This is a genomic window from Blastococcus sp. CCUG 61487 (assembly GCF_005222955.1).
Lineage (GTDB): Bacteria > Actinomycetota > Actinomycetes > Mycobacteriales > Geodermatophilaceae > Blastococcus.
In genome coordinates, this window is sequence record NZ_LWUA01000075.1 from 1 (window position 1) to 14,253 (window position 14,253).

Below are 14,253 nucleotides of genomic sequence, written 5' to 3' on the forward strand. Positions count from 1 at the left end.
TGACGTCGGCCGCGGGGGAGGCGGCGGCGGCCGGCTCGCCCCACATGGGGGCGGGTGCGGCGGCCGGGACCTCGCCCCACAGCTGGACGGAGCCGGCCGGGTCCGCCGCGGTGGCCACCGGGGTGGCCTCGGCGACGGCCGGTGCGGGCTGGGCGGTGGGTGCTGCCGGGAAGAGCTCGACGCTCGGCTCGACGGCCGGGACGTCGGCGGCGGTGACCGGCTCGGGGTCGGCTCCGACCGCGAGCTCGACCTCGACCTCGGCCTCGACTTCGGCCTCGATCTGCGCGTGGACCTCGGCCGCCACCTCCGTGGGCTCGTCGATCTCCGGCTCGGCGGGCTCGGCCACGCAGGTCTGCGGCGAGTCACCGGCGACGACCTTGCGCAGGATGCCGGCCAGGGCCTCGTCGGAGTGCCCCTCGGCCAGCGCGGCGCGCAGCACCTCGGCGATCGCCTCCTCGCGCGAGGCCGCCCCCTCGGTGACCACGGGCGGCTCGACGGAGACCAGCGGCAGCTCGTCCGAGGCCGCCTGCTCGGCCTCCTCGGACGTCCCGCCCAGGAACGACGTCGGGTCGGCGATCGAGGAATCGGCGAAGGAGGACCCGGTGGCGAAGGAGGACCCGGTGGCGAACGACGTCCCCGCCGTCCACTCGTCCAGGTCCGTCCGCTCGTCGGCCGTCGTGGAGGGCGGCGCGATGACCTGGTCTCCCACCGTTTCCTCCTCCTGGGCGGCCGTGGACGGCCACACGTCTGCTCGGTCGGTCGTGTGCTGCTCGGGCTGCCCGGTGCCGAGCGCTGCCCGCACCGCGTGCTGGACCTCCCGGTCACCGGCCACCATCCGCGCGAGCGCGGCGGTGAAGGGCGACGGGCTCGCCGCGGCGGTGGCCGGGGCGTCGGTGAGGCCGCCGGTGTCGCCGACGTCGTCGCCGTCGTCGAGGAGTGGAGCGCTCTCCCGGGTGGCGCGCGGGAAGCTGGCCCGTGCCACGGGGGTACGCGCGGCAGTGGACGGCAGCGCCGAGCCGAGCAGACCGGCCAGCTCCTCGACCCTCGCGTCGTCCTCGGTGGGTGCGGCGGTGCGCGTCCTCTCCCGCGGGACCGGACCGACCGGAGCGGCGGACCGGGCCGCCTCGGCGGCCCACGCGGCGGCGCCGTTCCGGCGCGGTGCCGTGCGGGCGCGAGCGGGTGCGGCCGAGGCGAGCGGTGAGCCGTAGGCGGTGAGCGAACCGGTGTCCGGGTCCTCGGTCAGCGCACCGGCCGGGCGCGCCGGACCGGGCGCCGGCAGCACGGGGACGCCGATCGGGTCGGGTGCGACCTCGGCGACGTAGCGCTCGGTCGCGAAGAACCCGAGCACGCCGCCGGAACGGACGCGGCGCACCCCGACGACACGGGCGGCCGGCCCGAACTGCTCGCGCGCGGCCGCGATCGCGTCGTCGCGGGTGGCAGCCTCAACGGATCGCAACGGCACCGCTCACCACTCCCAGCGATTCGATCTGCGCGGTCCGGGAGACCTCGGCGTAGGAGATCACCGGAAGTCGGGGGAGGACCTGGCGCATCAGCCGGGACAGGGCCGCCCGGACCTGCGGCGAGCAGACCAGGACCGGGGACAGGCCCTGGCGCTCGGCCTCCTCGAGCAGGCCGCTGCAGCCCACGACCAGCGCGTCGACGGCGCCGGCGTCCAGGGCCAGGACCGCCCCGCCCTCGCTCGGCCGGATGGACTCGAGGAGTCGCTGCTCGAAGCCGGGGTCGAGGGTGAGGACGTGCAACCGCTCGTCGGGCGTCACGTACGGGTGGCTGATCGCCGAGCCGAGTGCCGCGCGCGCGGCTTCGACGAGGCCGTCCAGCTCCGTCGATTGCTTCGCACGCACAGAGAGTGCCTCGAAGATGCGCACCAGGTCCCGGATCGACACACCCTCTTCGAGCAACGCGTGCAACACGCGTTGCACCTCCCCCAGGGTGAGCAGCGCGGGGGTCAATTCCTCCACGACGACGGGGTGCGACCGGCGGACCATCTCGACCAGCAGGCGCACGTCCTCGCGCCCGAGCAGGTCCGCGGCGTTCTGCCGCACGACCTCGGCCAGGTGCGTGGTGATCACCGAGGAGCGGTCGACGACCGTCGCCCCGGCCATCTCAGCGGCGCGCTGGAGCTCGGCGGGGACCCACTTCGCGGCCAGCCCGAAGACCGGCTCGCGGGTGGGCTTGCCGGGCAGGCCGTCGAGGTTGTCGCCGATGGCGAGCACGGTGCCGGCGGGGGAGATGCCCTTGGCCGCGGGGACGCCGTTGAGCCAGATGACGTACTGCGAGCCCGGGAGGTCGAGGTTGTCCCGGGTGCGCACCAGCGGGATGACCAGGCCGGTCTCCATCGCGACCTTCCGGCGCAGCGCCTTGACCCGGTCCAGCAGGTCGCCGCCGCGGGAGGTATCGACGAGCTCGACCAGGTCGTAGGCGACCTCGAGCTCGAGCGGGTCGACGCGCATCTTCTCGACGATCGCCTCGTGGGAGTCCGGGGCCGGCCCGTCCGCGGCTGCGGCCGCTGCAGCGGCGGCCGCCTCGTCGATCTCGGGCTCGTCGGTGAGCCGGGTGGCGAGGAACAGGAAGAGTGCTCCGACGAGGAGGAACGGCAGCTTCGGCAGGCCCGGGATCAGGCACAGCGCCAGCGCGGCCCCTCCGGCGATGCGCACCGGCTGGCGGAACCGGCCGAGCTGGGCGATCAGGTCGCTGCCCATGTCGCCCTCGGTCGCCGACCGGGTGACGATGATGCCTGTCGCCGTGGACATCAGCAGGGCCGGGATCATCGAGACCAGGCCGTCGCCGACGCTCAGCAGCGAGTAGGTCGAGACCGCCTCGCCGGGCGCCATGCCGCGCTGCACCATGCCGATGGCGAAGCCGCCGATGAGGTTGACCAGCGTGATGACGATGCCGGCGATCGCGTCGCCCTTGACGAACTTCGAGGCACCGTCCATCGAGCCGTAGAAGTCGGCCTCGGCGGTGACCTCGTGGCGTCGCCGGCGGGCCTCCGCCTCGTCGATCAGGCCGGCGTTGAGATCGGCGTCGATCGCCATCTGCTTGCCGGGCATGGCGTCGAGGGTGAAGCGCGCGCCGACCTCCGCGACGCGGCCCGCACCATTGGTGATCACGACGAACTGCACGACGGTCAGGATCAGGAAGATGACCAGACCGACGACCAGCGAGCCGGCGATCACGATGTGCCCGAAGGCCTCGATGACCTTGCCGGCGTAGCCATCGGTGAGCACGAGCCGGGTGGACGAGACGTTGAGCGCCAGCCGGAACAGCGTCGCGATGAGCAGCAGCGAGGGAAACACCGCGAAGTCCAGCGGCTTCTTGATCTGCATCGCCACGAGCAGGACGAGCAGCGAGACGGCCAGGTTCAGCCCGATGAGCATGTCCATCGCGGGGGCCGGCAGCGGCACCACGAGCATGAGCACGATGGCGACGACGCCGATGGGCACCGCCGCCTTGCCGATGCCCTTCACCCGCGCACCACCGGGGGCGCGGACGGCGGACGGGTGCTCACGTCTCCATACATCGGCAGCCCCGGCACGGCACGGTACCGCGCGGCGCCGCCGTCCGCTGCGCCGCCGTCCGCCGCGCCGCCGTCCTCCCTCACCGTTCGGCGTCCCCCCTCACCGTCGACCACGAGGGAGGACGCTGAACGGTCAGGTCAGCTGATCATCACGGCAAGGCGGGGGTGGGTTGGCGGCGGCGGCCGGCCTTGGGCAGGTCGGTGGTGTCCGGCGCCTCGAAGCCCGGCCGGTGCAGGCCGCCGCGCACCCCCCGCGCCCCCAGGTGCATGACGAACGCGAGCACCCGTGCCACCGCCGTGAACAGCTGCGGCGGCACCTCCTGGCCGAGCTCGCAGGAGGCGTGCAGGGCGCGGGCCAGCGGGATGTCCTGCACCATCGGGACCCGCGCGTCGGCGGCGATCTCGCGGAGCTTCGCGGCCACCTCTCCGGCGCCCTTGGCGACCACCCGCGGGGCACCCTTCGCCGCCTCGTACTTCAGCGCCACGGCGACGTGGGTCGGGTTGACCAGGAGGACGTCGGCCTCCGTGACCTCGGCCATCATCCGGTTGCGCGACATCGCCAGCGCGACCCCGCGGCGGTGGGCCTTCATGAAGGGGTCGCCCTCGGCGTGCTTGTGCTCCTGCTTGATCTCGTACTGGCTCATCTTGAGCTGCTTCATCATCTTCTTGCGCACGACGAGGTAGTCGGCGACGGCGATGACCAGGCCGGTGACCGCGACGACGCGGAACATCAGGATCGCGGAGTCGACGAAGGTGCCGACGATCGCCGACAGCGACAGCGCACCGGCGGAGGAGACCAGCATCTGCGCCTTGTCGCTGGTCGAGATCACGACCACCACGAGGGCGGCCGTCTTGATCAGCGCCTTGCTCACCTCCCACAGGCCCTGGGTGCCGAACATCCGCTTGAAGCCCGTGAGCGGGTTGAACTTCTTGAGCTTCGGCTTCATGGGCTTGCCGGACACCACGACGCCGCCCTGCGACGCCGAGGAGACGGCTCCGACGAGCATGAGCCCGAGGGCGAGCGGCAGCACCGTCCACAGGAAGGCGCTCAGCGCCTGGCCCAGCAGCGCCGTCACCGCTCCGAGCTCCGGCTGGTCGGCGACCGACCGGATCTGCACGAACAGCTGCTGGGCCTCGTCGTACCCGTTCGACACGATGATCGGCAGCAGGGCACTGGCCACCGCGATGCCGGCCCAGGTGCCGAGCTCCTGGGTCCGCGCGATGCCCGACCCGTCCTTGCGCGCCTTCCTCAGGCGCTGGGGAGTCGGCTTCTCGGTCTTCTCACCGCCGGGACCGTCCTTAGCCATCGCAGACCGCCACGGCTCAGCCGCTCCGGAGGGAGGTCATGGCCTGGACCCCGTGCTCGAGCAGGGCGTCGAGCGCGGGCGGGAGCAGCGGGAACGTCAGCCCCAGCATGGCCAGGGTGAGCATGATCTTCACCGGGAAGCCGATGGCGAAGATGTTCAGCGCGGGCGCCGCGCGGCTGAGCAGCGCGAGCGCGACGTCGGCCAGCAGCAGCACCGCGACCATCGGGCCGGCGATCTGCAGGGCGGCCAGGAACATCATGGAGAAGGCCTTGATCAGGACGGCGCCGAGCTGGTCGACCGGGACGTCGACGCCGACCGGCAGCCCCTCGTAGGAGGTGGCGAACCCCTTGACCATCAGCAGGTGCCCGCCGCTGGTGAACAGCAGCGTGCTGGCCAGCAGGTAGTGCAGCCGGCCGATCGAGGAGTTCTGCGTCATCGACAGCGGGTCGAACGCCGGCTGGAGGGCGAAGCCGCCGGTCAGGTCGATGAGGTCACCGGCCATCTGTACCGCGGTGAACAGCACCTGCACGATGAAGCCCAGAGCCGCTCCGATGGCCACCTCGGTGACCGCGGCGACGACGATGAACCCGGCGGTCGGTTCGGGTAGCGACGGTGCGATCTGGGTCGACAGGAGGACCGACAGTGCCATCGCCAGCGCGCCCTTGACCGGTGCCGGGATGGTCCGCGAGTTGAACGGCGGAGCCAGCAGCACGAACCCCGCGGCTCGGGCGGTACCGAGCAGCAGCGCGACCAGGGTGACGGCGGGGACCGACAGGTCCATGGCTCAGGTCCGGTCGAGCAGTCGTGGCAGCTGGTCGAACAGGTGGTGGGTGAAGTCCGCCAGCGAGGAGAGGACCCAGTTGCCCGTGATCAGCAGGGCGATCGCGACGGCGATCATCTTGGGCACGAAGGACAGGGTCGCTTCCTGGATCTGGGTGGCCGCCTGGAACAGCGAGATCAGGAAGCCCACGGCCAGGGCGGTGAGCAGGATGGGGGCGGCCACCTTGGCCGCGACCACCATGGTCTGCAGCGCGATCTGGGTGACGTCGGCGTCGCTCATGGGCTACCCACCCCCGTAGGAGCCGACGAGCGCCGTGGTGATCAGCGTCCAGCCGTCGACCACGACGAACAGCAGGAGCTTGAACGGCAGCGACACGATCGTGGGCGGCACCATCATCATGCCCATCGACATGAGCGAGGCGCTGACGAGCATGTCGAGCACCAGGAACGGGATGAAGATGACCAGCCCGATGATGAAGGCGCTCTTCAGCTCGGAGAGCACGAAGGCCGGGATCAGCGTGGTCATGCTGACCGCGGCCGCGTCGGCGGGCGCCTCCTCGCCGGAGAGCCCGACCATCAGCTTCAGCTCGTCCTCGCGGGTGTTGCTCAGCAGGAACTCGCGCAGCGGGACGACGCCGGCGTCGTAGGCCTGCGAGACCGACAGCGCGCCGTCCATGTAGGGCTGCACCGCGACCTCGTTGATGTCGCCGAACACCGGCCCCATGACGAACAGCGTCAGGAACAGCGCCAGCCCGGTGAGGACCTGGTTGGGGGGCGAGGTGGGCAGCCCGAGCGCGTTCCGGGTGATGCCGAGGACGACGATGATCTTGGTGAACGAGGTCGCGAGCAGCAGCACCGACGGCGCCACCGACAGGACCGTGATCGCGAGGATCAGGGTGATCGACGTGCTGGGCGAGCCGCCGCCGATGGAGATGTCGACGCCGCCGCCGCCGTCCACGGCACCCGGCACCACCGGCGCGGTCGGGTCGGTGGGAGCGGTCGGGGCGGTGGGCACCGCGGCGGCCGGGCCGGCGGCCACCACCGCGACCAGGCCGGCCAGCAGGGTGAGCAGGAGGACGACGGTCGCGCGCCACCGGAACGCCGGTGCCGGCGACCTCCGCTGGAGCGGGGCGGTCATGGCCGGCGGACCGTCCGCTCGCGCAGCTCGTGGACGAGGTTCCCCCAGCCCTCGCGGTCGAGGACCGACCCGGCCAGCGCGCCGGAGGAGGCCCGGGCCACGTGGCGGGGCTCGTGGTGGCCCTCGTAGCCGGCGTACCCGTCGTAGCCGGCGTACCCGTCGGGCTCGACCTGGTCGTCGTAGTCGTCGTAGAGATCCTCGTCGTCGGCCTCGAGGTGGGCCGGTGCGAGCGCCCGCGCCGTCGGGTCGATGCTCTCGGCGTCCATCTCCGCGAGCAGGGTGACCTGCTCCTCGGTCGCGCCGACGACCAGGACGACGTCGGCGATGCGGACGACGTTCACCGTGCTGGTCCGGCCCAGGCGCTGCCGGCTGACGATCTCGATGAGGTCGTTCCCGCGGCCCAGGCCCCGCTTCTTCGCCAGCCGCGCGGCGAACAGCAGCACGCCGGCGACGAACGCCAGCGAGAGGACCAGCCGGATGACCATCCAGGTCATGCGCTCGCCCCGAGCTCCGCGGCGTCGGAGACGATCTCGCTGATGCGCAGGCCGAAGTCCTCGTCGACGACGACCACCTCGCCGCGCGCGATCAGGGTGCCGTTGACCAGCAGGTCGGCCGGCGCGCTGGCGGCCCGGTCGAGCTCGACGACCTCGCCGGGGTGCAGCGAGAGCAGCTCCTGCACCGTCATCCGGGTGCGGCCGATCTCGACGGTGACCTCCATGGCCACGTGACGGAGCAGGTCGAGGCTCCCGGTCTGGCTGGGCGCTGCGGTGGGCAGGGTCACCTGCAGCGCGAAGGTCGCCTGGTGCTCGCCGTCGGCCATCAGCGGGACGGCCACGAACATGCCCTTGTCGCGCAGCCCGTCGAGGGCGGCGACCGGCTCCTCCACCCGCTCGGAGGCCACGCGCACCCGGCCGAGCGTGGCGGCGGCGGCCTCGAGCGCGGGGCGCAGCGCGGCGGCGACGTCCATCTTGCCGACGGGGGAGTTGTTCAGGGCCTCGACGACGTCGGCGGAGAGCACGAGGACGACGTCCCCGCTGACCTCGCCCGACAGCCGCGCGGTGACCGCCGAGGCGGCGGTGGCCGGGAGCGGGACGGTGTCGGGGTCGCTGACCGGCGTGCCGGCCACCATCGGGATCGCGGCGGGGACGAGGCCGGCCGCGGCGTGCGCCGCGGCGGCCACCACGGCGGTCACCGTCTGCGAGTCCTGGGAGCTGTCTGCGGTGCGGGCGGCGGTCATGCGGAGTCCTTCACGGCGGCGTGCGGGGTGGGGACGACGGTGGCGGCCAGCCGGCGTCGGTGGTTGCTGGCGATCGCGTAGGCGAAGGTGACGTCGTTGGTCGTCACCTCCAGCGGGCTGTCCGGCGGGTGGCGCAGCAGGAGGATGTCGCCGACGGCCAGCGAGAGCAGGTCGGCCGAGGAGACGGTGAGCGGGGCGAAGCGGACGCTGACGTCGACCGGGACCAGGTTGAGCCGGGCGGCGAGCGCCTCGGCCGCCTTCTTGCGCTTGCGCAGCGCCGACTCCGACAGCTGCGGGGACGCGGCGTTGTTGAGCGCCTGGGCGAACGAGGAGAACGGCAGGACCAGGGTGGCCTCGCCCTCGCGGCTGCCCACGGCCATCGAGAAGGTCGCCACCATGACGGTGTCGGAGCCCGCGGCGGCCTGGGCCAGCTGGGGGTTGTACTCGAAGCCGGCGAGCGCGGGCTGCAGCTCGGTGACGGTGCCGAACGCGGTGGCGAACTCGTCGAGCAGCCGGTCCAGCAGATGGGTGGTGATGGTGGTCTCCATCGCCGTCATCGGCCGGTTCGGCTGTGCCGCGGCGCCGGAGCCGCCGAGGAGGTGGTCGACGATCGCCATGGCGATGTCCAGCGGGTAGGCCAGCAGGCCCTTGCCGGCCAGCGGCTCCAGGGTGAACGTCGAGATGAACACCGGGTTGGGCAGCGTCTGGACGTAGTCGTCGTAGGAGAACTGCTCGATGCCGGCCAGCTCGAGCCGCGCGCCCGCGCGGAGGAACGTCGTCAGGATCGTCGTCGCCTGGCGGGCGAAGGCCTCCTGGGCGATCTGCAGCACCCGCACGTGCTCGCGGGAGAGCTTCGTCGGGCGACGGAAGTCGTAGGTGCGGGGCTCCCCCCGGCGGCTGCGGCCGCTGACCGGTGAGCCCGCCGGAGCCTGCGGGCCCGTCCCACGGGGGGCCGGGCCGGTCTCGGGGGTGGTCACCCCCCACTCATCGGCGGGGACGACCGGCACCCTGACCGGCCATCGGCGCCCCGTCGATCAGGCGGGAGAGCTGTGACGGGTGAGGGGGGAGTGCCTCCGGCGTGACCGGGCCGGGACGTCCGGCAGGCCCCCGGAGGGGCCGGCCGGTGACGGGCTCACTGGGTGACGTACTCCGTGTAGTAGATGCCCATGACCATCTGGACGCCGTCCTCGGTGTACTTCTCGATGATCTTCTGCTCGAGCGCCTCCTTGAGCGCGTCCCGGGCGTTGATCACGTCGGCCGGGTTGGCCTGCGAGAACGTGGAGATGATCGCGTCGTAGGCCTTGGCGCCGTCGACCCCGCCGCCGCCGTGGCCACCGCCCGCGGCCGCCGCCGTGTAGTCCAGCGTGATGCCGATCTTGAGGTAGCCGCCCCCGGCGAGGTTGACCGCGATGGGCTCCAGGGCGGTGTAGCCGCCGTGCTCGGGCGCCGCGGCCTCGGCGCTGTCCCCGGCGAACAGGAAGAAGTAGGCCGCACCGGCGACGACCAGCAGGACCGCGCCGATGACGAGCATCTTCATCGTGCTCTTGGGAGGAGCTTCCTCCTCGGTCTCGGTCTTCTTGTCGGTGCTCATGGCGTTGCCTCCTGGAGTGCGGCGTCGATACCCGGCAGCAGGGCGTTGGCCTCTGCCGAGGCGGTGGAGAGGACGACGACGTCGACGCGCCGGTTGACACTGATCGCCGTGGGGTCGGACTCGGGCACGAGGGGCTGGGTGGAGGAGTAGCCGGACGCCGACATGCGTCCCTCGGGGACGCCGTCGCCGGCCAGGTACCGCAGCACCGTGCTGGCCCGCCAGCCCGACAGCTCCCAGTTCGAGGGCCAGTTCCCGCCGCGGGTGACGGGCAGGTGGTTGGCGTGCCCCTCCACCCGGAGGACGTTGGGCAGCTCGACGAGAGTGGGTGCGACCGCGGTCAGGATCGCCCGGCCCTCGGGGCGCAGCACGGCCTCCTCGGCGTCGAAGAGGACGGCGTCGGCGACGATGTGCACCACCAGGCCCCGCTCGTCGATCTCGAAGCGGGCGGCATCGGGATAGCCGGCCGCGGTGAGCGCTGCCTGGAGCGCCGCCTTCGCGGCGGCGAGCTCGTCGTAGGCGGACCGCGCCTCGGCGGCGACCCGCTGGGCCCGCTCGGCGGCCGCGGCGGCGGCCGCGGCGTCCACCTGTGCCGTGGAGACGGTGGGGTCGGGCGGGATCGCCGAGCCGATGTCGATCGCGCCGGGCAGCCCGTCGAGCACCGCACCGTCGGGGGTGGCGCTGGTCATGACCGAGACGGGGGTGCCGAAGGCCTCCGACATGCCCTTGGCCAGGGCGGCGAACTTCTGCTCGTCCACCTTGCTCATGGCGAACAGCACCACGAACAGCACGAACAGCAGCGTCATCATGTCGAAGCCCGACACCAGCCACCGCTCGTGGTTCTCGTGCTCCTCGTGCTCCTCGTGCTTCTTGCCGCGGCGGCCGCGCGCGGCACTCATGCGGCTTCCTTGCTGAGCTCGCTCGGCGGGATGAGCGCGTTGAGCTTCTGGCGGACCGCGCGCGGGCTGGTGCCGGCCTGGATCTCGGCGATCCCCTCGACCAGCAGCTCCATCTGCGCGGCCTGGAGCTCGCTGACCCGCAGGATCTTGGCGCCCATGGGGAGGAACCAGAAGTTGGCCGCCATGACGCCCCACAGCGTGGCGATGAACGCGGCGGACACCATCGGGCCGAGCGTCTCCGGGCTGTCCAGGTTCCCCATGACGTTCATCAGGCCGACGATGCAGCCCAGGATGCCGATGGTCGGCGCGTAGCCACCCATCGCGTTCATGAACTTGGCGGCGACCTTGTCCTCGGACTTCTTGGCGGCGATCTCGCTCTCGAGGACGGTGCGCAGCTCCTCGGGGTCGGTGCCGTCGATGCCCATCTGCAGCCCGCGCTTGAGGAACGGGTCCTCGATCGCCTTGACCTGGGCCTCGAGGGCCAGCAGGCCCTCCTTGCGGGCCTTCTCGGCGAGGCTCACCAGCGTCTGGATCTGCTGGGTCGGCGGCGGCACCTTGGCCGGCAGCACGGCCATCTTGAACCAGGCCGGCATCTTCTTGAGGTCGGCCATCGTCTGGCTGGCCATGGCCGCGCCGAAGGTCGCCACGATCACGAGGACGATCGCCGGCAGGAAGATCAGGGCCGAGGGGGCGACGCCCTCGAGCGTCATGAAGACGAACAGGGCGACGATGGAGATGCCGAAGCCGATCAGGGTGACCGGATCCATCGGGTCAGCGCTCCTCGGTGCCCGGGAAGGGCACGACGGAGGAGATCTCGGCCAGCTCGGGCCGCCCGGGGCGGTACTCGCCGCGGTCCATCTCGTAGCTGGTGGCGAGGATGGAGGCGCGGTACTCGCGGATCGCCTGCAGCACCTCGTCGACGCTCTCGGTCACGATGTACTTGGTGCTGTCCACCAGGAAGACCACTGTGTCGGGGTGTCCCTCGACCCGTTCGATCAGGTCGGGGTTGAGCGCGAACTGCTCCCCGTTCAGGCGCGTCACACGGATCACGGGTGGGTCCTCTTGCTCGGTGGGGTGGGTTCGGTCGGGGCGGCGAATCGTCACTGTCACCATCGGCTCCGCGGGTTCTGTCCTTGAGCCGAGCCGCCGCCGGTCCGGTCACCCGGATGAGTGACCGGACCGGCCGGTGACCTGCTGGAACGGCCTCTCGACAAGGGGCGAGAGGCCCGTCATCAGCGCTTGAGGTTGACCAGGTCCTGCAGGAGCTCGTCGGACGCCGTGATCACGCGGCTGTTCGCCTGGAAACCGCGCTGGGCGACGATCAGGCTGGTGAACTCCTCGGAGAGGTCGACGTTGGACATCTCCAGGGCGCCGGAGGAGAGGATGCCGCGGCCACCCGTGCCGGCGACCCCGATGACCGGCTCGCCGGAGTTCTCGCCCACCCGGAAGGAGGAGTTGCCCGCCTTCTCCAGGCCGCTGGGGTTGTTGAAGGCGCCCATCGCCAGCTGGCCCAGGTTCTGCCGCAGCCCGTTGGAGTAGGTGCCGATGATCGTGCCGTCGTTGGTCAGCTCGAAGCCCTGGAGCGAGCCCATGGCGTAGCCGTCGACGTCGCTGGGCACCACCTCGCTCTTGCCGCCGAACTGGCTGATCTGCGACAGGTCGATCTCGACCGGCCCCGGCCAGCTGGCCATGGCCGGGTCGAAGCTGACCGGCCCGGTCGGTGCGGTCATGGTGCCGTCGGTGTCGAAGGTGATGACGCCGGTGAACGGGTTGCCGTTCTCGTCCAGCAGGGCGAGGGTCGGCATCGGCGTCGACGGGTCGTTGTCGTCGTCGCCGTTGGTGACCGTCAGCTGCCAGGTGTTGTCGGCGGTCTTGACGAACGTGTACGCCACCTCCTGGCGGACACCCATCTGGTCGAACATCTTCACCGGGGTCTGCACGAAGTCGCCGACGGCGGCGTCGGTGTTCAGGTTGCCGGCGAGGACGGACGCACCCGTGGCGGTGGGCCGCACCTGGGCGCCGTAGGGAACGGTCAGGTCGGTGATCGGGCCGTTGGGGTTGACCACGCCGGTGAGCGGGTCGGCCAGCCAGCCCTGCAGGATGCTGCCGTCCGGCGTCACCAGCCGGCCGCCGGCGTCGAAGTCGAACGAGCCGGCCCGGGTGTAGAGCTGCTCGCCACCGGGACCGCGGACCACGAAGAACCCGTCGCCCTCGATCATGAAGTCGGTCGAGCGGCCGGTGGACTGGGCGGCGCCGTTGGTCCAGTTGGTGGTGATCGCAGCGAGCTTCACGCCGAGGCCCACCTGGGCGGGGTTCGTGCCGCCACGGTCGGCGGCGGGGGCGCCGCCGGCACGGACGACCTGGGAGAGCGTGTCCTGGAAGACCGTGGAGCTGCTCTTGAAGCCGACGGTGTTGACGTTGGCGATGTTGTTGCCGGTGACGTCCATCTTGGTCTGGTGCGCCTTGAGGCCGGAGATGGCCGAGAACATGGAGCGGAGCATGCGGAGGATCTCCTCGCGTTGTCGGGGGGAAGGGTGGGTCAGGACGCCGCGGAGGAGCTCGTCCCTGAGCTCGGCGTGGGGAGGGAGACAGCGGTGATGCGCCCGACCTGCACGTCCTTGCCGTCGACGACGGCGACGGCTTCGGACCTGCCGGTGGCGAGGCGGACGGAGGAGACGACGCCGGTGACCGACGCGCCGGTGGTGTCGGTGTAGGTGACCTGGCGGCCGACCATCGCCCCGGCGGTCGCGTGCTCCTGGAGGATGAGCGAGGTCGCGGCGAACTTGGCCATCTCCTCGAGCTTCTCCACCTGGGCGAAGGTCGCGGTCTGGGCCATCATCTGGTTGGTGTCGGCCGGATTGGCCGGGTCCTGGTACCGCATCTGGGCCACGAGGAGCTTGAGGAACGTGTCCTTGTTCATCTGATCCTTGCGCTCGACCTGCTGGGTGGCCGAGTACGTGGCGGCCGGGGCCGCGGATCCGCTGACTGCGTCAGGCATGGGTGCGCTCTCCTTCTCAGACGCGGACGTCCACGCCCGAGGACGTGGCTCGGGTGGTGGGGACGGTCCCGCCGTCACCGGTATCGGCAGCGCGCAGCCAGGGTCGTGACCGTCCGTCGCCCTGCTCCTGCTGCCCGGGGCGCTGGTCGGAACCCTGCTGGGCCTGCTGCTCGGCGCCGTGCCGGGCCAGCCACGAGCCGCCGGTATCCCGGTCCACCGTCAGCTTCGAGGTGGTCAGGCCCGCGGCCTCGAGGTCGCGGCGCAGGTCGGGCAGCGCGTCGAGCAGCGCGGCCCGCCCGTGCTCGTTCGCCCCCCGCAGGAGGAGGTCGACGGTGCCCTTGCTGACCGTCACCGAGACCTCCACCGGGCCGAGGCTCTCGGGGGTGAGCACGAGCGTCATCGTGTGCGAGCCGTCCGGAGCTCCTCTGAGGACGGCGACCTGCTGGGCCACCTGACCGGCGACCGGCAGCGTGGCCGCGGTGCCGGTGGCGGCGCCCTGGGCTGCGCCGGTCGTGGTCGCGGCGACGGGCGGGGCAGCCGCGGCGGCGGTGGCGACGGTGGGCTCGCCGCCGTCGGCCGCAGGAGCAGGTGCCGGGGAGGGGGTGCCGGTGCCGGCGTCCCGGCCGCGCTGCCCGCGCCGGCGACGTCGCACCGGCGGCTCCGGTCGCTCCGGTCGCTCCGGTGGCTGCGGTGGCCGGTGCGGTCCCCGGCGTCGGCTCGCTGGTCGACGCGGAGGGGCGGTGGCCGGCTGGGGGACCGCCGCGGTCA

16 protein-coding genes are annotated in these 14,253 nt (G+C 72.1%); all 16 read right to left on the reverse strand.

Features of this window, described 5'->3' with window-relative positions:
* The coding region (locus tag A6V29_RS05890) for a hypothetical protein (RefSeq protein ID WP_137159450.1) at window positions 1–1,462 on the reverse strand (1,462 nt) is incomplete at its 3' end.
* On the reverse strand, window positions 1,443–3,488 hold the full coding sequence (gene flhA, locus A6V29_RS05895) for a flagellar biosynthesis protein FlhA (protein WP_137159451.1): 2,046 nt from the start codon (window positions 3,486–3,488) through the stop codon (window positions 1,443–1,445). The genes A6V29_RS05890 and flhA, both read right to left, overlap by 20 nt.
* Before the next feature lie 199 nt (window positions 3,489–3,687).
* Window positions 3,688–4,845, reverse strand: coding sequence for an EscU/YscU/HrcU family type III secretion system export apparatus switch protein (locus tag A6V29_RS05900; protein ID WP_137159452.1), 1,158 nt, complete (start codon window positions 4,843–4,845; stop codon window positions 3,688–3,690).
* 16 nt (window positions 4,846–4,861) lie between these two features.
* Window positions 4,862–5,626, reverse strand: a complete 765-nt coding sequence (gene fliR / locus A6V29_RS05905) for a flagellar biosynthetic protein FliR (RefSeq protein ID WP_137159453.1) — start codon at window positions 5,624–5,626, stop codon at window positions 4,862–4,864.
* Window positions 5,627–5,629: 3 nt separating this feature from the next.
* Window positions 5,630–5,905 (reverse strand): flagellar biosynthesis protein FliQ, encoded by a 276-nt coding sequence (gene fliQ, locus A6V29_RS05910; protein ID WP_137159454.1) that lies wholly within the window; start codon window positions 5,903–5,905, stop codon window positions 5,630–5,632.
* Between the two features lie 3 nt (window positions 5,906–5,908).
* Window positions 5,909–6,763, reverse strand: a complete 855-nt coding sequence (gene fliP, locus A6V29_RS05915) for a flagellar type III secretion system pore protein FliP (RefSeq protein WP_137159455.1) — start codon at window positions 6,761–6,763, stop codon at window positions 5,909–5,911.
* Window positions 6,760–7,257 (reverse strand): FliO/MopB family protein, encoded by a 498-nt coding sequence (locus A6V29_RS05920; protein WP_137159456.1) that lies wholly within the window; start codon window positions 7,255–7,257, stop codon window positions 6,760–6,762. Before A6V29_RS05920 ends, fliP begins: the two co-directional genes overlap by 4 nt.
* Window positions 7,254–8,000 carry a flagellar motor switch protein FliN gene (fliN, locus tag A6V29_RS05925; protein WP_137159457.1) on the reverse strand — a complete coding sequence of 249 codons (747 nt, stop codon included), beginning with the start codon at window positions 7,998–8,000 and terminating at the stop codon, window positions 7,254–7,256. The genes A6V29_RS05920 and fliN overlap by 4 nt, the downstream gene beginning before the upstream one ends.
* The gene (locus A6V29_RS05930; protein ID WP_137159458.1) at window positions 7,997–8,977 is read right to left on the reverse strand and encodes a flagellar motor switch protein FliM; all 981 of its coding nucleotides are present in this window, start codon (window positions 8,975–8,977) and stop codon (window positions 7,997–7,999) included. The genes fliN and A6V29_RS05930 overlap by 4 nt, the downstream gene beginning before the upstream one ends.
* A gap of 155 nt (window positions 8,978–9,132) precedes the next feature.
* The gene (locus tag A6V29_RS05935) at window positions 9,133–9,591 is read right to left on the reverse strand and encodes a flagellar basal body-associated FliL family protein (protein ID WP_137159459.1); all 459 of its coding nucleotides are present in this window, start codon (window positions 9,589–9,591) and stop codon (window positions 9,133–9,135) included.
* Window positions 9,588–10,487, reverse strand: coding sequence for a flagellar motor protein MotB (locus A6V29_RS05940; protein ID WP_137159460.1), 900 nt, complete (start codon window positions 10,485–10,487; stop codon window positions 9,588–9,590). The genes A6V29_RS05935 and A6V29_RS05940 overlap by 4 nt, the downstream gene beginning before the upstream one ends.
* A complete protein-coding gene (locus tag A6V29_RS05945; RefSeq protein WP_137159461.1) occupies window positions 10,484–11,254 on the reverse strand; it encodes a motility protein A in 771 nt (256 codons plus the stop codon). The genes A6V29_RS05940 and A6V29_RS05945 overlap by 4 nt, the downstream gene beginning before the upstream one ends.
* Window positions 11,255–11,258: 4 nt before the next feature.
* On the reverse strand, window positions 11,259–11,537 hold the full coding sequence (locus tag A6V29_RS05950) for a flagellar FlbD family protein (RefSeq protein ID WP_137159462.1): 279 nt from the start codon (window positions 11,535–11,537) through the stop codon (window positions 11,259–11,261).
* Between the two features lie 182 nt (window positions 11,538–11,719).
* A complete protein-coding gene (locus A6V29_RS05955; RefSeq protein WP_137159463.1) occupies window positions 11,720–12,988 on the reverse strand; it encodes a flagellar hook protein FlgE in 1,269 nt (422 codons plus the stop codon).
* A gap of 38 nt (window positions 12,989–13,026) precedes the next feature.
* Window positions 13,027–13,485 carry a flagellar hook assembly protein FlgD gene (locus A6V29_RS05960; RefSeq protein WP_137159464.1) on the reverse strand — a complete coding sequence of 153 codons (459 nt, stop codon included), beginning with the start codon at window positions 13,483–13,485 and terminating at the stop codon, window positions 13,027–13,029.
* Window positions 13,486–13,501: 16 nt separating this feature from the next.
* Window positions 13,502–14,137 carry a flagellar hook-length control protein FliK gene (locus tag A6V29_RS05965; RefSeq protein WP_137159465.1) on the reverse strand — a complete coding sequence of 212 codons (636 nt, stop codon included), beginning with the start codon at window positions 14,135–14,137 and terminating at the stop codon, window positions 13,502–13,504.
* Between the last annotated feature and the right edge of the window lie 116 nt (window positions 14,138–14,253).

Coding starts and splice junctions, on each gene's coding strand:
- A6V29_RS05935 (WP_137159459.1), bottom strand. CDS start 9,591: ATGAGCACCGACAAGAAGACCGAGACCGAGGAGGAAGCTCCTCCCAAG.
- fliP (WP_137159455.1), bottom strand. CDS start 6,763: ATGACCGCCCCGCTCCAGCGGAGGTCGCCGGCACCGGCGTTCCGGTGG.
- A6V29_RS05955 (WP_137159463.1), bottom strand. CDS start 12,988: ATGCTCCGCTCCATGTTCTCGGCCATCTCCGGCCTCAAGGCGCACCAG.
- A6V29_RS05960 (WP_137159464.1), bottom strand. CDS start 13,485: ATGCCTGACGCAGTCAGCGGATCCGCGGCCCCGGCCGCCACGTACTCG.
- fliN (WP_137159457.1), bottom strand. CDS start 8,000: ATGACCGCCGCCCGCACCGCAGACAGCTCCCAGGACTCGCAGACGGTG.
- fliQ (WP_137159454.1), bottom strand. CDS start 5,905: ATGAGCGACGCCGACGTCACCCAGATCGCGCTGCAGACCATGGTGGTC.
- A6V29_RS05920 (WP_137159456.1), bottom strand. CDS start 7,257: ATGACCTGGATGGTCATCCGGCTGGTCCTCTCGCTGGCGTTCGTCGCC.
- A6V29_RS05940 (WP_137159460.1), bottom strand. CDS start 10,487: ATGAGTGCCGCGCGCGGCCGCCGCGGCAAGAAGCACGAGGAGCACGAG.
- A6V29_RS05900 (WP_137159452.1), bottom strand. CDS start 4,845: ATGGCTAAGGACGGTCCCGGCGGTGAGAAGACCGAGAAGCCGACTCCC.
- A6V29_RS05945 (WP_137159461.1), bottom strand. CDS start 11,254: ATGGATCCGGTCACCCTGATCGGCTTCGGCATCTCCATCGTCGCCCTG.
- fliR (WP_137159453.1), bottom strand. CDS start 5,626: ATGGACCTGTCGGTCCCCGCCGTCACCCTGGTCGCGCTGCTGCTCGGT.